This window comes from Bifidobacterium pseudolongum subsp. globosum (assembly GCF_004155535.1).
GTDB classification, from domain to species: domain Bacteria; phylum Actinomycetota; class Actinomycetes; order Actinomycetales; family Bifidobacteriaceae; genus Bifidobacterium; species Bifidobacterium pseudolongum_C.
In genome coordinates this window covers 174,657-193,187 of sequence record NZ_RYUH01000014.1, presented here as the reverse complement: position 1 = coordinate 193,187, position 18,531 = coordinate 174,657, and the positions used below count along the sequence as shown (strand labels likewise).

Annotated in this window: 7 protein-coding genes; 6 read left to right on the top strand and 1 reads right to left on the bottom strand. The window is 57.9% G+C overall.

Features of this window, described 5'->3' with window-relative positions; translation table 11 throughout:
- Positions 1 to 15: 15 nt before the first annotated feature.
- The 6 genes from thrB (at position 16) to PG2093B_RS07670 (ending at position 17,401) form a co-directional block, all read left to right on the top strand.
- Positions 16 to 1,002, top strand: a complete 987-nt coding sequence (thrB, locus tag PG2093B_RS07695; protein WP_129897987.1) for a homoserine kinase — start codon at positions 16 to 18, stop codon at positions 1,000 to 1,002.
- A 130-nt stretch (positions 1,003 to 1,132) separates the two neighbouring features.
- Positions 1,133 to 2,620 carry a polysaccharide biosynthesis tyrosine autokinase gene (locus PG2093B_RS07690; RefSeq protein ID WP_129897986.1) on the top strand — a complete coding sequence of 496 codons (1,488 nt, stop codon included), beginning with the start codon at positions 1,133 to 1,135 and terminating at the stop codon, positions 2,618 to 2,620.
- Between the two features lie 81 nt (positions 2,621 to 2,701).
- Positions 2,702 to 4,534 carry a DUF4012 domain-containing protein gene (locus PG2093B_RS07685; RefSeq protein WP_129897985.1) on the top strand — a complete coding sequence of 611 codons (1,833 nt, stop codon included), beginning with the start codon at positions 2,702 to 2,704 and terminating at the stop codon, positions 4,532 to 4,534.
- A 566-nt stretch (positions 4,535 to 5,100) separates the two neighbouring features.
- The gene (locus tag PG2093B_RS07680; protein WP_165369746.1) at positions 5,101 to 9,123 is read left to right on the top strand and encodes an Ig-like domain-containing protein; all 4,023 of its coding nucleotides are present in this window, start codon (positions 5,101 to 5,103) and stop codon (positions 9,121 to 9,123) included.
- 703 nt (positions 9,124 to 9,826) lie between these two features.
- Positions 9,827 to 14,335 carry an Ig-like domain-containing protein gene (locus PG2093B_RS07675; protein WP_242502866.1) on the top strand — a complete coding sequence of 1,503 codons (4,509 nt, stop codon included), beginning with the start codon at positions 9,827 to 9,829 and terminating at the stop codon, positions 14,333 to 14,335.
- A gap of 441 nt (positions 14,336 to 14,776) precedes the next feature.
- Positions 14,777 to 17,401 (top strand): Ig-like domain-containing protein, encoded by a 2,625-nt coding sequence (locus PG2093B_RS07670; protein ID WP_129897982.1) that lies wholly within the window; start codon positions 14,777 to 14,779, stop codon positions 17,399 to 17,401.
- 100 nt (positions 17,402 to 17,501) lie between these two features.
- Here the strand turns inward: PG2093B_RS07670 and PG2093B_RS07665 are convergent, their stop codons facing one another.
- Positions 17,502 to 18,518 carry a glycosyltransferase family 2 protein gene (locus PG2093B_RS07665; RefSeq protein ID WP_129897981.1) on the bottom strand — a complete coding sequence of 339 codons (1,017 nt, stop codon included), beginning with the start codon at positions 18,516 to 18,518 and terminating at the stop codon, positions 17,502 to 17,504.
- Positions 18,519 to 18,531 lie beyond the last annotated feature (13 nt).

Sequence of the window (18,531 nt, the reverse complement as noted above, 5' to 3'; positions counted from 1 at the left end):
GGCAGGATTTTCCCGATGGATCCGGTTACCCGCAAGGTGCACGTGCGTGTGCCCGCGACCAGCGCCAACCTCGGCTCTGGGTTCGATACCGTGGGACTCGCGTTGGATTACCACGACGAACTGGAGTTCACGCTGAGCTCCGACCCGCTCAACATGGCCGCGCAAGTGATCATTGACGGCGAGGGCGCGGACACGCTGCCGCGCGACGAGTCGCATCTGGTCGTCTCCACGTTCCGCCGTGCATGCTCGCGCTTCGGCCTGAGCAAGACCGGATTCATCCTCGAAGCACACAACCGCATCCCGCAGGCGCGCGGCATGGGATCCTCGGCCGAGGCGATCGTGGCCGGCATCGCCGCGGCCTATGCCTTCAGCCACGAAGGCGAGCTCGACCGCGATGTGATCTTCGATTACGCGGCGCAGCTCGAGGGGCATCCGGACAACGTGGCGCCCGCGGTCTACGGCGGCATGACGGTCTCGTGGACACAGCCGGGTGATGGCGTCGTGCAGCCGGACGGCACCACGCCCGCCGCGCTGTTCCGGTCGGTGAACTACCTGGTGGGGCCTGATGTCACGGCTTCGGTGTTCATCCCCGATTTCGAACTCTCCACGAGCAAGGCGCGCGAGGCGCTGCCGACGGTTGTGCCGTTCGCCGACGCCGTGTTCAACGTCTCGCGTGCCGCGCTGCTGATCGGCGCGATGAACCCGGCCATGCTGACGAGCCCGCGCGACCCGAACGAGCTGCTGATGGAAGCCACCGAAGACAAGCTGCACCAGGCGTACCGCGGGCCGCTCATGGAGCCTTCGACGCGCCTGATCACGCTGCTGCGCGCGAACGGATTCGCCGCGATGGTCTCCGGCGCCGGCCCGTGCGTGCTCGTGCTGCACAACGGCGACGCGAACAGCGCGATTGACGCCGTGGCCCACGAACAGCTCGAATCCGGCCATTGGAAGGTGCTGCACCTTGCCACCGACACGCAAGGTGTGCAGGTCGCGCGGCTGTAATCAATTGCGTCGAGTGTAAAGGCTACTATAAAAAAGCTGAATTCAAGAGACAGGACCGGCAACCGCGTTCCGTGCTATGAAGGGCGCTCGGTACGGCAGGGTCTCACCTCTCAGATGGGAATACACCTCGATGGCTGAAAATACTATGGAGCAGCAAGCCTCCGGCCAAGCCGGTGCTAGTGCAAAGCAGGAAAACGACGGCATGACGCTGTCGGCACTCTTCGGCATCATGCGCAAGCACATCATCACAATTATCATCACCTTTTTTGTTGTGCTTGGTGCGGTCATCACACTGACCGCGATGTCGCCTGTGGAATATACGACGACGTCCCAGTTGTTCGCGACGTACAATGATTCGTCGGACGGCACTGCGAATTCGTCCGAGCAGAACAGCGGTAGCTCGTACATCATGAGCCAGATCAAGTCGTATCCGGCGCTCACCACAACGCAATCGGTGCTCCAGCCGGTCATCGATGACCTTGGTCTCCACACCACGGTGGGCCAGCTCAAGGGGCAGGTCAGTGTCACCAACCCCACGAACACCGCGTTCGTCAACATCTCGGTGACCAACGGCGATCCCGCCCAAGCGGCGGATATCGCGAATGCCATAGCGAAATCACTGAGCTCCGTGGTGGAGAACACGCTGTATGCCTCCGGCTCGCATTCGTCGGTCAAGCTGTCGATTGTGCAGCCGGCAATCTCGCCGACCACGCCCAGTGCACCGAAGTGGAAGCTCAACATCCTCATCGGCATCATCGGTGGCCTGATTCTTGGTGTGTTCGCCGCATTGCTCAAGGACGTGCTGGCCAAGCAGATTCAGGATGATGACGAGATCAGCGAATACATCGATGCACCGATCATCGGCCGTATCCCGGAAGTGGATCTGCTCAATGAGTCCAAGCCGGTTGTGGTCAACGAACCAGGCAGCCCGGTCGCCGAGGACTTTCGTCGTATCCGCACGAACCTCTCGTTTCTCGCCCCTATCGAAGACACGAACTGCCGTCTCATAGTGGTCACATCGACCGGCGCGAGCGAAGGCAAGACCACGACTTCGGTCAACATCGCAGCGGCGCTTGCCGAAAACGGTGCGAAGGTGCTGCTCATCGACGCCGATTTGCGCCACCCCTCCGTTGCCAACAAACTTGACATCGACGGTTCCGCAGGCCTGACACACGTGCTCTCCGGCCAGGCGTCGGTCAAGGACGTTGTGCAGCGCTATTGGACGCCGAACCTGCATGTCATGCCGGCCGGCCCCAAGCCGCCGAACGCGTCGACGCTGCTCAACTCCCCGATCATGGTCGAGCTGCTCAACAACGCCATAGGCCGCTACGATTATGTGCTGATCGATACCGCGCCGATGGTTGTGGCGAACGACGCCGTCATCTTCGTGCGCCGTGGCGGCTCCCTCATCATGGTCTGCCGCCGCGACCAGACACTCAAGCGCGATCTGCGTGAGATCTCCGAAGAGCTCACCACGCTTGACCTGCCCACAAGTGGTATTGTCTTCAACTGCGCGCGCGAATCGAAGAAGTCGCTCGAGCGCAGCAACTACTACTACTATTACTCGGACCGTGACAAGGACCATCGCAAGAAGCGCCGCTTCTCGCTCAACAAGTAGTGGGTTCCCGATAATCCGCGGATTCCTTGAGATTCAAGGAATCCGCGGATTTTGTAGTGTGAATGATTCATAAGGAGCAGCATGTCGCAAGCGAATGCGCAGCAGTATCACCACCGTCACCGGCATCACCGCAAGCGCCGGCGTGTCTGGCCTTGGGTTGTAGGGATCCTCGTATTCATCGTCCTCGTACTTGCAGCGGTAGGCATAGCGGGGTGGCAGCTGTACAAGCAAGCGAAGCAAGTGCAGGACCACGAAAACAACGCGATCGCCATGCTGTCGAAATTCTCGACAGGAGACGCCGAGACCCTGGCCCATGCCGGCGACACACTTCCACAGATCGCCCAGCAGACCCAGCAGGCCGCGGACATCGCTCATGGCGGCCTGTGGAATACAGCGGCGAAGATGCCGTTCATTGGCGATGACATTTCCACTGTGCAAGGCATGACGACCGCCATCAACGGCATTGTGCAGGATTCGATCCCACAGTTTGTGAATGTTTTGAAGACATTGAGCGACGCACAGATTGCCAATGGCGACGATGGCGTGAACCTGCAGCCAATCATCGACGCAGTGGAGCCATTGAAGCAGGCGAATGCGTCATTCCAACAGCAGGTGCGCGACTATGACGCGCTCCCCACGCCGGAAATCAGCATGATTCACGCCGCGTATAGCAAAGGCGAGACGCAGCTCAATGAACTCGCTGACCGTGTGAATGCGCTGTCGAACACATTCCAGGTCCTGCCCACGCTTTTGGGTGGTGGGCAGCAGCGTACCTATGCGGTCATGGCAATGACGCCTTCCGAGATGCGTTCTTCGGGCGGCCTCATCGGCTCCGTCGGCGAATTGGTCACGGCCAACGGCACCGTGCATGTCGGCGATTTCCGGTCGAACGGCGATTATCTGCCATATGGCATTGGCGATCATTCCGCGGATATGAAGCGGGTGTTCACCGACGAAGGGCCGTTGCACATGTCGTTCGATATCCGCGATTTGGCTGTCTTCCCAAACACCGCCGATTCGGCGGTCGCCATGCAATCCGTCTGGAACCGCACGCCATGGGGGCAGGGTGTGCCCCTTGACGGTGTGGTCATGGTCGATCCGGTCTTTTTGCAGGAGCTCATTGCGATCAACGGCAATGTGACGCTGCCTGACGGCACTGTGCTGACTGGCGACAACACCGCTGAATTCCTGATGAACACCGTGTACCAGAAGTATCCGGAAAGCGAGACGGATGCTTTGTTCGGCGTTGTGGCCAGCCAGGCCATGAAGTCGATGTTCTCGCACATGAGCATGGGCAAGTTGTACAAGACCGGCCAGATGCTGGGCACCATGGCGAAAGACCGCCATTTCACGATGTACGCGTTCGATGAGCAGATCGAGCAAGGCGTCCAGGCCGCAGGTTTCACCGGCCAGACTCCGAATAGCGAGACCGACCCGTCCGTCGGCATCTATCTGACCGAACAGAACCCTTCCAAGATGGGCTGGTATATCAAGCGTGAGGCGAAGATCCAACGTGTGAATTGCGATGATGGCGACCTGTACCACGTCGAATTCATGGTACACAACACGATGACCCAGGAAGAGGCACGGACCCTTCCCATGTACATCACCGGCAACAACACCAACAACACCGGCAAGGCCATGGAGAAGATCCTGTTCTATGCGCCCCAAGGCGGATCGATCAGCAATCTCATGCAGCTCGGCGGCAACGTCGATGCAGCCAAGGAAACGACGATCGACGGCGTGAACGCCTACGAAACGTACGTGCAAATCAACCCAGGGCAGATCGCAACCTTCACCTTTGATGTGCGTGTCTCACCGAAGGCGACTGCCCCATTGACGATTGACCAGACGCCGATGGGATGGGTCGATGACGGCATCACCTACCTCGATCCGAAATGCGAGGATAAATGAGTAGCAAAAGGGTCTAGGCGAGTAGAGCGCGGGGCGGCATGATAATGTCGCCCCGCGCTTTTTATTAGATATGCTTCTTGATAACGGAATCCACACGAGAGGATTAATCAGTGAAGTCATTGTGCAGTGTGCAAATTCCGTGAAGGGTCTGGATACTTGACCGTCGAGTCTATGACAGCGTTGGCGATGTATGAAACACGACTTGGAATAGTATCGTGATAACGCTATACTAGATGCAATGCGAACGGTTGCACAATGATTGTACGGCCGCAGTGCCATAGCCTGAGTTCCGGAGAGAGACGAATAGTCGCAGTGAATATGGCACTGGCGCACATATACCCTGCAAAGGGAAATAAGAAAAGAAACCCAAGAGAGTCCTTATCTCTAGAGAAGAAAAGGAGACAGCGGGCATGAAACCTCTGTCTGAGAGAGCCGCTTCCCGGACCGGCGAAGGCCGTCGTCCATTCGGAGGCCGGCTTATTAAGAAGGCCGTAGCGGGACTTGCCGCAGCGGCGACGCTGTTCGGCGGCATGGTGGTAGGCGTGTCCTCGGCCGAGGCTGCGGACATGACAAGCTATAACCGTACGCTTGGCAACGCGCAGTTCGAAGCTGCACGTGAGTCGAATGGCTTGGCCAAAGAGATGAACTACGGTTCGATTCTGCATGCTTGGATGTGGTCGTTCAACACGATCAAGGATCATATGGCCGAGATCGCGGATGCAGGATATACGTCAATCCAGACGTCGCCAATCAGTAATATTGTCGGCCCGAACCATGGCAAGGTGTTTACGGAGAACTGGTATTATGTGTATCAGCCGGCCGGCACGAGCATTGGTAACGCTGTGGTGGGCACTGAGTCCGATCTCAAGGCCATGACGGCTGAGGCCCATAAGTACGGTATCCGTATCATTGTGGACGCCGTCATCAACCACTTCACGGCCGACTGGAACGGCATCGAGGACAGCTGGCGCAATTCGAGCAATTTTCATACGCGTTCCGAGGGCAATTGCGGTGACAACGGCACCGCCATCGATTACAGCAAGCGTTGGCAGGTGACGCATTGCCATCTGCTGGGTCTGTGGGATCTGAATACGGAGAACCAGAACGTCGCCAACCGTATGCAGGCGTTCCTCAAGCAGGCCGTTGCCGACGGCGTGGACGGCTTCCGCTACGACGCCGCCAAGCACATCGAGCTGCCGAACGAGTTCGGTACGTACTCGCCGTATTTCGATACGATTCTGAACAACGGCGCCCAGTATCAGTACGGCGAGGTGCTGCAGGGCGACAACGGTCTGAATGCACCCGCGTATCCGGCTCTGTTCGCCAAGTATTCCTCGAACGGCGGCGGTAACACGGGTTCCAAGTTCGGCTATGCGATTCGCAACGCGGTGCAGTGGAAGAGCCTGAACGCGGGCAATCTGGGAAGCCTGCAGGGTGACGGCGTGCGCGACAACCAGTTGGTGACGTGGGTTGAGTCGCATGATACGTATGCGAACACGAACGAGCATTCCAGCGAGCTTACGGCCTGGCAGATTCGCATGGGCTGGGGTGTTGTCGGCTCCCGTTCCGGTGGTGCGCCGCTCTTCTTCAACCGGCCGGTCGGTTCTGGTGCTCCAAACCCGCGTTTCGCGGAGAAGTCACAGCTCGGTGACGCGGGCGACGACGAGTGGAAGCATCCCGAGGTCAAGTGGGTCAATAAGTTCCGCAACGCCATGGAGGGCAATGCGGAGTATCTGCGTAACTGCCAGCAGGACAACTGCCTGATGATCGAGCGTTACAAGGCTGATGGCAACAACAAGAACGATGGTGTGACCGTGGTCAATATGGACGGCGATAAGAATCTCGCCGGCATGGCCACCACGCTGGACGATGGTGAGTATGTTGATCAGGTGTATGGCAACAAGCTCACGGTCTCGGGCAAGAAGATCACGTCCGGTTCGGTCAACAGTGGCAAGATCCATGTGTTCTACAATGCTTCGAACACACCGCGCGCCTCCCTCTCAATCACTGGTTCCAAGACTTTCAAGACGGACACCACCACGGTGACGCTGAACGCCCGTAACGTCAACAACGCCCGTTACTCCACATCGGAAGGCGCCTCCGGTTCCTTCACCGACGGTCAGCAGCTCACCATCGGCGCCAAGTCCGCCGTGAACACGCAGATTACCGTCACGCTGACCGGCACTGATCAGGACGGCAACTCTGTCAAGGCCGAAGAGACCTTCACCAAGAAGGACCCGAACGCTACCGTCAGCTACACGGCGTATGCCAAGAAGCCGGCGACTTGGAACAAGATCTACGCATACGTGTATGTCGACAACAATGCGCCTGCCGGCTCTGTCATCCAGAATTCGGTGTGGCCAGGCGAACTGATGACTGCCGAATCCGGCGCATGTGACGGCACTGCCGATCAGGTCTACGAGATTCCGGAAGACATCATCGATCAGGCTGGTGACGACCCGATTCGTGTCATCTTCAACAACGGTGGCGCCGGTGAAATCGCCGGCAACAAGTTCCCGGGCGACTCCGCAACCGATGATCCAGATGACCATGTCGACGCTGCGGGCCTGCTGATTGACGGCTCCTATGTCTGGGATGGCAACATCACCAGCGGCACGTGGGAGGAAGCCTCCTGCCTCGCCGTGACCGTCGACTCCGTCAAGATCAGCCCGAGCGGCACGATCAACCTTGACCTCGCCGATGGCGCGACGACCCAGCTCACCGCCGCCGTGGCTCCGGCTGCGGCCGCGAACAAGCCGGTCAAGTGGACCTCTTCGAATGAGAAGGTCGCTGTTGTCAAGAACGGTGTTGTGCAGGGTGTCGCGAAGGGCACTGCGACTATCACCGCATCCGTTGGCGGCAAGTCCGATACCGTGACCGTGAACGTGACTGGTGAAGCACCGGTCGTCCATGATACGACTGTCTACTATCCGGCTGCAACCTATGGTGCGAACTCCACCTACCTGCATTACCGCATTGGCACTGGCACGTGGACGACCGCTCCGGGCGTGAAGATGGAAGCGGCGTGCGACGGCTATGTCAAGTACACAATCGAAGGCACTGAAGGTGGCCAGATCGAGTTCGTGTTCAACAACGGCAATGGCACGTGGGACAACAACGGCAACAAGAACTACACCGCGAGCGGTGCGAACATCGTCGTCGAGAGCGGCACAATCGGCTCTGTTGCTCCGTGTGTGACGGTTGTTCCGGTGTCGTCGGTGTCGATTTCGGGTGGCAACTTCGAGCTCAAGGAAGGTGCCACGAAGCAGCTGTCTGCGACCGTCGCGCCGTCGAACGCGACGAACCGCAGCGTGAGTTGGAAGTCTTCGAACACCTCGGTGGCTACTGTTGACGCTTCGGGCAAGGTTACAGCCGTTGCGGCTGGTTCAGCGACAATCACTGCGTCCGCGGGCGGCAAGTCCTCGACCGTCACCGTGACGGTGAAGGGTGATGATCCGGTTATTCCGGTCCAGTCGGTGTCGATTTCGGGCACTGGTGTGTCGGGTGGCAAGGCGACGATCAATGTCGGCGCCGGTTTGGACCTGACTGCTACGGTCTCCCCGTCGAACGCGACCGACCGCACTGTGACGTGGATTTCCTCTGATGACTCCATCGCAACGGTCTCCTCGACCGGTGCGGTGCGTGGTGTCAAGGCCGGCATGGCGGTCATCATGGCAACCGTTGGCGGTAAGTCGAGCTCCGTCATCGTGACCGTCAAGGAAGCCGGACCGGTTTTGCAGTCGGTTGCGATCGCCGGTACTGGTGTGGCGAACAACAAGCTCACGCTCGCGCAGAACAAGACGGTGCAGTTGTCGGTGAAGGCTACTCCGGCGAATGCTTCGCTGGGTGTGGTGTATTGGTCGTCGTCGGACACGTCGGTGGCGACCGTGAGCGGCACTGGCAAGGTCACGGCCAAGGGCGAAGGTATGGCTGTCATCACCGCAACAGTTGGTGACAAGCATTCATCAATCGTCCTGACGGTGTCGAAGAATGGTCAGGTGTCTGATCGGTTCTCTGATGTGCCGGCTGGTGTGCCGTTCCATGATGAGATCGAGTGGCTGGCGGCCAATGGCATCTCGAATGGGTATGCGGATGGCCGGTTCGGGTACAACGACAAGTTGACGCGTGCGGATATGGCGATCTTCCTGTATCGTACGGCGGTGCTGCATGGTGTGGGTTCGGCGTCCTCGTATTCGCCGTCGGCGGCGGAGTACGCGAAGTTCTCGGATGTCAAGCAGGGTACGCATGGGGCCAAGGAGATCCTGTGGTTGGCCAAGCATGGCATCACGCAGGGGTCGAACGGCAAGTTCAATGGCGGGGCGTATCTGTCGCGTCAGGACATGGCGGTCTTCCTGTACCGGTATGCGCATCTGGCTGGTGTGCCGGGTGTGGCTTCGTTCTCGCCTGCGGCTGCGGATTATGCGCGGTTCAAGGATGTGAATCGGGGTACGTTCGCGGCCAAGGAGATCCTGTGGTTGGCGAAGTCGGGTATTTCGTTGGGTAATCCGGATGGCACGTTCGGGTTCGGCGCGAAGATGGAGCGCAAGGCGATGGCCGCGTTCCTGTACCGCCTCGACAAACTCATCTAAACCACACAGGGTAATCCACCCCAACCATTGAAACACTAGGGTGGTTCCGGAAGATGTTTCCGGAACCACCCTTTACGTTTACGGGTATGTATGTGTTTGTTTGGGGAAGGATTCGATAGTTGAAAAGAGAGCAAATGTCTATTCTAAGGAGCAGATGTTTGCAATGCGAACGTTTTCGGTATAAATGATGTATGTTGCCGTTGTGCGGGGTTTTAGCTATACTAGACGCAATGCGAACGGTGTCACAATGATTGTGTCGGCTGGCAGGATTTGTTCGCCGGTGGAATAGTTACTGTTTCCTTCGGTGTGGCAGATTTCGCATGGCTTTGCGGCTCTGGTGACGTGAAGCGAGCACAAGGAAAGAAAGAACCTTATCTAGAGAAGAAAAGGAGACAGTGGCATGGCACCTCTGTCTGAAGAGCGCGGGGTTTCCCCCGTCTCGGATAAGCGCCCCTCGAGGCGCGGGTTCCTAAAAAAGGCGATCGCCGGCTTCGCAGCTGCGGCGACGCTCGCTGGCGGTATGGTGGTTGGTTCCACCACGGCTGTTGCAGCAGACCATGTGGGCCCAACAACAAGTTATGATCGTACGCTTGGTAATGCGCAATTCGAAGCGGCGCGTAAGCAGTATGGTCTATCTCAGGAAATGCGTTACGGTTCGATTCTGCATGCGTGGATGTGGTCGGCCAATACGATTAAGAACAACATGCAGGCCATTGCTGATGCGGGCTATACCTCAATCCAGACGGTGCCGATGAGCACAATCAAGGGTCCGGTTGAGGGCATGCGTTTTGAGAAGAACTGGTACTATGTCTACCAGCCGTCGGGAACTGGAATCGGTAATAAGGTTATCGGCACAGAAGCCGAAATCAAGGCGATGACCGAGGAAGCGCACAAGCATGGTATCCGTATCATCGCCGACGCCGTCATTAACCACTTCACGTCCGATTGGAACGCGGTGGAAAGCGGTTGGAAAGATCGCAAGTACTTCCATGGTGATTTCGATGTCTGCCAGAAGTCGAAGCCGGAAGCCATCCGCGGTGACGCAATTAATTACGGCAACCGTTGGGAGGTCACGCAGTGCCATCTGCTCGGTCTGCTTGATTTGAACACGCAGAGCCAGGATGTTGCTGACCGAATGAAGGACTACCTGACCCGCGCTGTTGCGGCCGGTGTGGATGGTTTCCGCTATGATGCAGCAAAACACATCGAGCTTCCTGACGAATTCTCCCAGCATTCGCCGTATTACGACACGATTCTGTCGAACGGCGCACAGTACCAGTACGGTGAGGTCCTTCAGGGTGATACCGGACTCAATGCCGCAGCCTACCCGGCGCTCTTCGATAAGTATTCGAGCAACGGTGGTGGTAACACCGGTTCGAACTACGGCAAGGCTATTCGCGGCGCCATCAAATCGGGCCGTATGAACGCCAACTCGCTGCGCGATCTGCAGGGAACTGGTGTGCGTGATAACCAGCTCGTTACGTGGGTGGAATCGCACGATAATTATGCGAACGACGACAGGGAATCCACTGGCATCACAGCCGACAAGATTCGTATGGGTTGGGCCATCGTCGCCTCCCGCGCCGGCGGCGCTCCGCTGTTCTTCAACCGACCAGCCGGTTCCGGTGGCAATAACGCGCAGTTCTCCGAGCAGACCCAGCTCGGAGCGGCGGGCGATGACGAGTGGAAGCATCCCGAAGTCGTGGCGGTCAACAAGTTCCGCAACGCAATGGAGGGCGCGCCTGAATATCTGCGCAACTGCAAGGACGATCAGTCCTGCCTGATGATCGAGCGCGGCATCGCCGATGGTACTCCGGACAACAACGGTGTGACGGTCGCGAATATGGGCGGTGACAAGGATCTGTCCGGCCAGGTGACGACCCTCGATGACGGTACGTACAAGGACCAGGTCAACGGCAATTCGATCACTGTCTCCGGGGGCAAGATCACATCCGGTTACGCGAAGGGCAACAAGGTCTCCGTGTTCTGGAACGGTGGAAATGGCTCGACGATCGACGCGGAGTCAATCAGCGCATCCCCGACGAATACCACCTTCACCGGTAACGGCATCGAAGTCACCGTTCGCGCGCAGAATGTCACGAACACGAAGTGGAGCACTTCGGATGGCAAGTCCGGCACTTTCGAATCCGGCGACAAGATTACTGTCGGCGCTGGTGCAGAGGTCGGTGACGTCATTACGCTGACGCTCACAGGCAAGGGCACCGGAAGCACCGGGAAGGACTTCAATCTCCAGTACACCTACGAGAAGGTCGAACGGAGCCAGCAGCAGCTCGCGAAGTACTATTCGACAAACACCACCGGCAACGTTCCGAAGAAGACCATCACTGTCGACGGCTCGGTCAGCGATTGGGACAGTTCGATGCTCATCGCGCAGGGCGCGGCGAATGACGATCCGCGTGTCTACCGTGAGAACTCGATGTACGAGGTTCCGGTCGATCTGTATGCGCTGTACGGTACGTACGATGATGACAACCTCTACCTCATGTGGGAGATGACCAACGTTCAGGACTACGTCGACCCCGGTGACAATTACCCGATTGGCCGTCCGCTCTTCGGTGAACTCAACTGCCCGGTGTGGATTGTGCTTGACACTGGTCGTACGGACAACAAGATCGGGAAGAACCTCAACCTCACCACCGGCGGTACCATCTGGGCCTCTAACAATCAGTGGGAGCAGAGCCTCAACAATCTCGTCGGCATCTCCTACAACGGCGCCAATGGCCCGTGGATGTATGGCGGTGACGAGAACGGTCTGAACTCGAACGCCATCTTCGGACCAGGCGCGGCTCCAGCTGTGGGCACTCAGAAGACAGGCATGAAGTTCAAGTACGGCAAGGGCATCCTGAGCAAGGAAGTCTGGGGTATCGACGGCGGTTGGGGCACTGCCCACAACCGTGTACCCGGCGATATGAAGAATGACAATGCCAACTGGGTCGAGTTCAATAGCAAGGGCCATAACTCCGCCGCGGAGGATGTGAACTACGAGCTCTCGATTCCGCTGTCCGAGCTGGGTATCACCGCTGCCGATGTCGCAAAGACCGGTGTCGGCGTTCAGATCGTGGCCACTATGGGTATGTCCGGCATGGATTCACTGCCATACGATCTTGCGTCGAATGATAACGCCGATCTTCCGGATACAACTTCGCAGGAGAACAACTCCTACGAGAAGTCAGATGATGACTCCTACTCCGCCCCGCTCGCCCGCATCGGCGCTGCCGGTGGCGTCATCGAAACGATTCCGGTCGAATCGGTGACGATCAACGAAGGTGCCTCAATGTCGATTGACCTCGGCACCTCCCGTACCGCTAAGTTGAGCGCGACGGTCGCCCCGTCAAACGCCTCGAACAAGAAGATTGCATGGAGCTCGTCCAACGAGCAGATTGCGACCGTCGATGCGAAGGGTAACGTCAAGGCGAACAAGGCCGGTACGGTGAAGATCACGGCGAAGGCTGGCGAGAAGACCGACACGATCACCATCACGGTGACCGGTGAACTCATCATCCCGACCACGACGACCATCTACTACCCGACGTCGGGCTTCGGCGCGAATTCGACGTATGTGCACTACCGCGTGAACAAGGGCGGCACTGCAGGTACGTGGACGACCGTCCCGGGCGTGAAGATGGAAGCGGCGTGCGACGGCTACGTGAAGTACACGATCGACAACCCGGATCAGGATGAAGTCGAATTCGTCTTCAACAACGGTTCCGGCAACTGGGACAACAACGGTGAGGCCAACTACAAGGGCACTGGCGAGTCGCTGCTCGTCAAGAACGGCGCTCTCACTGTTGACAATCCTCCGTGCACGGTGACTGTTCCGGTGTCTTCGGTCTCTATTGCTGGTGGTGATTTCCAGTTGCCGGTTGGTTCCACGAGGAAGCTTTCGGCGACGGTTGCCCCTGCGAATGCGACGGATCGTGCGGTGTCGTGGAAGTCGTCGAATACGTCGGTGGCTACGGTGGACGCTTCGGGCAAGGTCACGGCTGTCAAGGCTGGTACGGCGACGATCACGGCGACCGCTGGCGGCAAGTCCGCTTCGGTGAAGGTGACTGTTGCATCCGATTATGTTGCCGTCTCCTCGGTGTCGATTTCGGGTACTGGTGTGTCGGGTGGCAAGGCGACGATTAATGTCGGCGCCGGCTTGGACCTGACTGCTACGGTCTCCCCGTCGAACGCGACCGACCGTGATGTAGTGTGGAGCACGTCGAACGCAGCAGTGGCGACCGTCAACAACGGCACCGTACGCGGACTCAAGGCCGGTAATGCCGTGATTACGGCCACCGCAGGCAACAAGTCGAGCTCCATTGTCGTGACGGTGCAGGCGAATGGCACTGTACTGCAGTCGGTTGCGATCGCCGGTACTGGTGTGGCGAACAACAAGCTCACGCTGGCGCAGGGCAAGACGGTGCGCTTGTCGGTGAAGGCTACTCCGGCGAATGCTTCGCTTGGTGTGGTGTATTGGTCGTCGTCGGACACGTCGGTGGCGACGGTGGACGGCACGGGCAAGGTCACCGCCAAGGGCGAGGGCATCACGGCGATCACGGTGACGGCTTCGGGCAAGTCGGCCGCGATTGTGTTGACGGTGTCGAAGAATGGTCAGGTGTCTGATCGGTTCTCTGATGTGCCTGCTGGTGTGCCGTTCCATGATGAGATCGAGTGGCTGGCGGCCAATGGCATCTCGAATGGGTATGCGGATGGCCGGTTCGGGTACAACGACAAGTTGACGCGTGCGGATATGGCGATCTTCCTGTATCGTACGGCGGTGCTGCATGGTGTGGGTTCGGCGTCCTCGTATTCGCCGTCGGCGGCGGAGTACGCGAAGTTCTCGGATGTCAAGCAGGGTACGCATGGGGCCAAGGAGATCCTGTGGTTGGCCAAGCATGGCATCACGCAGGGGTCGAACGGCAAGTTCAATGGCGGGGCGTATCTGTCGCGTCAGGACATGGCGGTCTTCCTGTACCGGTATGCGCATCTGGCTGGTGTGCCGGGTGTGGCTTCGTTCTCGCCTGCGGCTGCGGATTATGCGCGGTTCAAGGATGTGAATCGGGGTACGTTCGCGGCCAAGGAGATCCTGTGGTTGGCGAAGTCGGGTATTTCGTTGGGTAATCCGGATGGCACGTTCGGGTTCGGCGCGAAGATGGAGCGCAAGGCGATGGCCGCGTTCCTGTACCGCCTCGACAAACTCATCTAAACCACACAGGGCCAGCGGTCATGCCGGATCCAACGGCCGACATTCGTGACTGAGTTACAAGCAGCGTGTGGAGCAAGGGCATAGGATGCCTGTGGCTCCACACGCTGCTTTTCTTATAGGTCATTTCTACTTATTCCGTATGGGCAGACGTGGTCTTCTGTCGCTAGGTACACATGCCGAGATGACAACGATCGTATTGCTGGACATATTGGTATGGAAAACGTGGAGGACGATGTATACTGTCTCCTGTGAATACGTTCGCAACGAGCGTAGGTCGTCTGAGAGCGAACGGCACCTTGCCGGGAGATTACTTGGAATGCAAGCGTCAATCCGATGCCGCCTGCAGGCCACACCATGAGAGACACGCCGGGACAGAGAGATGAGAAGGCGCGTCGGGCGTCATAACAACGCTTGTTTCTCGCTCGGGTATTAGGAGGAACAATGTCGATCTTTGATCGGTTACATGGCATGAGAAAGAAAGTGATGGCTGGCGCCATTGCCGCGGTGACGCTTGTTGCAGGCATAGGGTTCACCGTGCCAGCCTACGCGGCTGATTTCCATCTTGTTGGCCCGGATACGGTGCCGACTTCGGACAAGTTCCAGATTACGGCACTCGGTCTTCCGGCCGATGTGGCTACTGATGAGATCACGTGGGAGACCTCGAACTTCAGGAACGTCACGCAGTCCATTTGGCCACAGGACCAAGGCAATACATCTGCGTGGGACGCGAGTATGAGCGTCGACGGTGATGATGGCACGGTGACGATTTCCGCCACTTACCAGGGCCAGACTGCGGAAAAAACCGTTCAGCTTGAGAAGAAGCCCTATCAGTACCTTGCTGGCTTTGACCTGACCGCCGAGGGCCTTGAGGGCTCCGATGGCGAGTACACGTTGCATATTCCGTCGGGCGGGACTGTGGAAACGTCCGCGACCTTCAACCCGGAAAACGCGACTTATCAGCATCTCATCTGGCAGTCGATGGATCCGAGCATCGTGCGCGCTGGTGCTGATGGCGTTATCCGCGCCGTGAGCAATGGTACCGCCGATTTGGTCGTCTATTCATATGGTCGAATCCACAAGAAGACCATCCATGTGACTGTCGGTGGCGATGCGCCGATTAACGTTCCTGTCGAGTCCGTTTCCATCAATGGTGGTGACGTGACAATGCAGGCCGGTGAGACGAAGACACTGTCCGCAACTGTTGCGCCGTCCAACGCGACAAACAAGAAGGTCACGTGGAACACTTCTGATGCGACCGTCGCAAGTGTGGACAATGCCGGCATGATTACGGCACGCAAGACGGGTACCGCAACAATTACCGCAAAGGCCGGCAGCAAGAGCGATACCGTTACCGTGACGGTCGAAGCGGCACCGCCGACACCTTACGACTCCGTTAAAATCGAAGGTGGAAATTTCTCGATCAAGGCCGGCGATACGCATCAACTGACCGCTGTATTGCTTGCCGCAGGTGCTGAAGTCACTTCCGATGACACGTTCAACTGGACGTCCTCCAACGCCGATGTCGCATCCGTGAATACGAATGGTCTTGTCACTGGCGTTGCCAAGGGCATTGCGGATATCACCGTGGCGGTTGGTGACAAGTCAGCCACCGTGACCGTTACAGTCACTGAAGACGAGCCGGTTACCAATGGCACCACAATTTATTATCCGTCCTCCAAGTTTGGTGCGGATTCCACATATCTGCATTGGCGTTTTGCCAATGGCATCTGGACCACGTCCCCTGGCAACAAGATGTCAGCTGCGTGTGACGGTTATGTGTCCTTTACGATTGAAAATCCGGAGCAAAAAGAAGTCGAATTCGTCTTCAACAACGGCGCAGGTCAGTGGGACAACAAGGGTGGAGTCTCTGGCCAGAACTACATGGCTTCGGGTGCGATCGTGGTTGTCACGGACAACTCGGGCAACTATTCGACCACGGCTCCGTGTGTCGTGACCATTCCGGTGGCGTCCATCACCATTGCTGGTGGCAGCTTCTCCCTTAAGGAGGGCGCTTCGAAGAAGCTTACAGCCACCGTGGCGCCGGCAAACGCAACCGACAAGAAGGTTACGTGGACGTCCTCCGACGACTCTGTTGCGACGGTGGATATGAGTGGTACTGTGAAGGCCATCAAGGCCGGCACGGCGACGGTTACGGCGACCGCGGGGGGCAAGTCCGCTTCGGTGAGCGTCACCGTTATACCGGCCACTGAGCCGATTGAATCGGTGACTATCACGGGTGCCGGCGTCAGCGATGGCAAGCTCTCCGTCGAAACCGGCAAGAGCGTTCAGCTGAATGCCGTCATCACGCCATCGTCGGCGACAGGCGTGGTGTATTGGTCGTCATCGGACACGTCGGTGGCGACGGTGGACGGCACGGGCAAGGTCACCGCCAAGGGCGAGGGCATCACAGCAATCACTCTTACGGTGTCAGGCAAGACCGACTCGCTGATCGTGACTGTTACGAAGAATGGTCAGGTGTCTGATCGGTTCTCTGATGTGCCGGCTGGTGTGCCGTTCCATGATGAGATCGAGTGGCTGGCGGCCAATGGCATCTCGAATGGGTATGCGGATGGCCGGTTCGGGTACAACGACAAGTTGACGCGTGCGGATATGGCGATCTTCCTGTATCGTACGGCGGTGCTGCATGGTGTGGGTTCGGCGTCCTCGTATTCGCCGTCGGCGGCGGAGTACGCGAAGTTCTCGGATGTCAAGCAGGGTACGCATGGGGCCAAGGAGATCCTGTGGTTGGCCAAGCATGGCATCACGCAGGGGTCGAACGGCAAGTTCAATGGCGGGGCGTATCTGTCGCGTCAGGACATGGCGGTCTTCCTGTACCGGTATGCGCATCTGGCTGGTGTGCCGGGTGTGGCTTCGTTCTCGCCTGCGGCTGCGGATTATGCGCGGTTCAAGGATGTGAATCGGGGTACGTTCGCGGCCAAGGAGATCCTGTGGTTGGCGAAGTCGGGTATTTCGTTGGGTAATCCGGATGGCACGTTCGGGTTCGGCGCGAAGATGGAGCGCAAGGCGATGGCCGCGTTCCTGTACCGCCTCGACAAACTCATCTAAACCAAGTGAATAAGGGGTGTCCTCAGCAGTATGGCACTGCTGAGGACACCCCTTATTCACACTCAAACCCGTTATGGTCGCGTTTAACAAGCGCTCCCGATTACAACATGCGGCCGCTGCGGCGTTGCGACGCGACGTCCAGGATGGGCATGCAATGAAGAAAAATAGCTGAGACCTTGACAAGGTTGGTACGCGTGACGTTGCGCACACCAAGTTCCTTGATTCGTTGTTTGATGAGCTTCTTTGTAGACGAGACAAAGTCGCGATACTCACCGGGGCGGAACCGCTTGCGGGATTCATATGCCCAAATAATGGCACCGCTGAGGTATCTAATCGACCAGTTCAGCTCAGAAACCCGTAGTTGTGGGAAGTAGTGTTGCTTGGCAAATACATCGATGATTTGAATAAAATGCACTGTGCCCTCGCACATCGCTTGGCTCTTGACACCAAGAATCGAATTCGGGCGCACACGGTAATTGTAGAGGGGTTCGGGCAAGAAATATACGGCATTCGCTTGGTTGTACAGCAGGTACGCGGTGCCCATATCCTCCATCAGATATCCTTTGGGGAAGCGAATGCCGGCATCATATACACGGCGGTGTACCAGATAAGACCAAGCAAAATTCTGTACCTTGTCGTCCCACAGCAATTTCAATGCCTGCTCCGAACTCCTGCGTCCCTCGGTGGGGAATTTGCTGGCATCGTCGGAAAGTCGTACAAGGGAACCATCATCACTGGCGCTGTTGTACTCGAACACCACCATGTCTGAATCTGTATCCTGAGCTACAGCAAGGGCCCGTTCGACGAGATTGGGCTGGATCCAGTCGTCGGAATCTACACAATAGATATACTCGCCATGTGCGCGGCCGATGCCGTAATTGCGGGCATCCGAAAGGCCCCCATTAGGTTTGTGCAAGGCGGTGATGCGCGAATCGCGGGTGGCCCATTCATCGCAGATACGGCCGCAATCATCCGGCGAACCGTCGTCCACAAGCAGAATCTCGAGATGATCGTAGGTCTGGTTGACAATCGACTCCACACATGTGTCGAGATACCGCTCCACATTGTAAATCGGAACAATGATGGTCACGAGGGGATTGGCTTGTACGGCTTCCATGCTCCCATACCCT

Bases quoted from the DNA above. Each gene is read 5' to 3' on its own strand.
- PG2093B_RS07685 (WP_129897985.1), top strand. From the start codon at position 2,702: ATGTCGCAAGCGAATGCGCAGCAGTATCACCACCGTCACCGGCATCAC.
- PG2093B_RS07675 (WP_242502866.1), top strand. From the start codon at position 9,827: ATGCAGGCCATTGCTGATGCGGGCTATACCTCAATCCAGACGGTGCCG.
- PG2093B_RS07670 (WP_129897982.1), top strand. From the start codon at position 14,777: ATGTCGATCTTTGATCGGTTACATGGCATGAGAAAGAAAGTGATGGCT.
- thrB (WP_129897987.1), top strand. From the start codon at position 16: ATGGATCCGGTTACCCGCAAGGTGCACGTGCGTGTGCCCGCGACCAGC.
- PG2093B_RS07665 (WP_129897981.1), bottom strand. From the start codon at position 18,518: ATGGAAGCCGTACAAGCCAATCCCCTCGTGACCATCATTGTTCCGATT.
- PG2093B_RS07680 (WP_165369746.1), top strand. From the start codon at position 5,101: ATGACAAGCTATAACCGTACGCTTGGCAACGCGCAGTTCGAAGCTGCA.
- PG2093B_RS07690 (WP_129897986.1), top strand. From the start codon at position 1,133: ATGGCTGAAAATACTATGGAGCAGCAAGCCTCCGGCCAAGCCGGTGCT.